The organism is Streptococcus sp. GMD4S (assembly GCF_000296955.1).
Genome location: NZ_AJRE01000238.1, coordinates 1 through 1,290 on the forward strand (window position 1 = coordinate 1; position 1,290 = coordinate 1,290).

A 1,290-nucleotide genomic window follows, 5' to 3' on the forward strand; every position below is an offset into this window, starting at 1 on the left:
ATCAAAGGCGAAGCAAAATTCCGTTTCTGGCCACTTAACCGTATCGGAACTTTTTAAGATAAGGAAGAGGCCGAGAATGCTAAGTCTCAGTCTCTTTTTCTATTGCGAGAAGAAGGACTTTTAGTCTCCTAGCTTGTTGAAAGAAGCTAAGGGTCCAACTCTCACGAACTCATGTAAAGGAAACCTATGGAAGTTTATTTTTCAGGCACCATTGAACGGATTATTTTTGAAAATCCCAGTAATTTTTATCGCATTCTCCTCCTAGATATCGAAGATACGGACGCGGAGGACTTTGACGATTTTGAAATCATCGTTACAGGAACCATGGCTGATGTAATTGAGGGTGAAGACTATACTTTTTGGGGGCAAATCATTCAGCACTCCAAGTATGGAGAACAGCTTCAGATCAGCCGTTATGAGCGGGCAAAACCAACTAAAAATGGGCTAGTCAAGTACTTTTCTAGTAGCCATTTCAAAGGAATTGGTCTCAAAACGGCCCAAAAAATCGTTGATAGCTATGGTGAAAATACCATTGACGAAATTCTGGAACATCCTGAAAAGCTGGAAAGTATTGCAGGACTCTCTGCCAAAAACCGTGAGGCTTTTGTTTCCACCCTCCGTCTCAACTACGGAACAGAGATGGTCTTGGCAAAACTAGCTAACTACGGCATTCCCAATAAACTAGCCTTTCAGATTCAAAACTTTTACAAGGAAGAAACGCTGGATATTGTCGAAAACTATCCCTACCAGTTGGTTGAGGATATCAAGGGATTGGGCTTTACCATTGCTGACCAATTAGCCGCCGAACTAGGCATCGAAAGTCAAGCCCCTGAACGTTTCCGTGCTGGCCTTGTCCACAGTCTTTTTCAGGGATGTATGGATACGGGCAATACCTATATGGAAGCCCGAGATTTGCTGGAACAGACCCTGACTCTCCTCGAGTCTTCCCGTCCCGTGGAACTCGATCCCAGCCAAGTAGCTCAGGAATTATCTCATTTGATTGAAGAAGACAAGGTTCAGCAGATTGATACCAAAATCTTTGATAATAGCCTCTTTTTCGCTGAAGAAGGCATCCGCAGTCACTTGGTTCGTATCCTTGAAAAAGGAAAACAAAAGAGTCATGATTTGGAAACCATTCAAAAGCATATCGCTAGCGTCGAGAAAGAACTGGGTATCCAATACGATAGTATCCAAAAGCAAGCTATCTGTGATGCTATCCAGAACAAGGTCTTTATCCTAACAGGTGGACCTGGTACTGGTAAGACGACTGTTATCAATGGGATTATCGCT

The 1,290-nt window shown here is 43.0% G+C and carries 1 protein-coding gene; it reads left to right on the top strand.

Annotated elements, in window-relative coordinates; genetic code table 11:
* Nucleotides 1-186: 186 nt before the first annotated feature.
* A partial coding sequence (locus tag GMD4S_RS09005; protein WP_000454450.1) for a helix-hairpin-helix domain-containing protein occupies nucleotides 187-1,290 on the top strand: 1,104 nt, incomplete at its 3' end.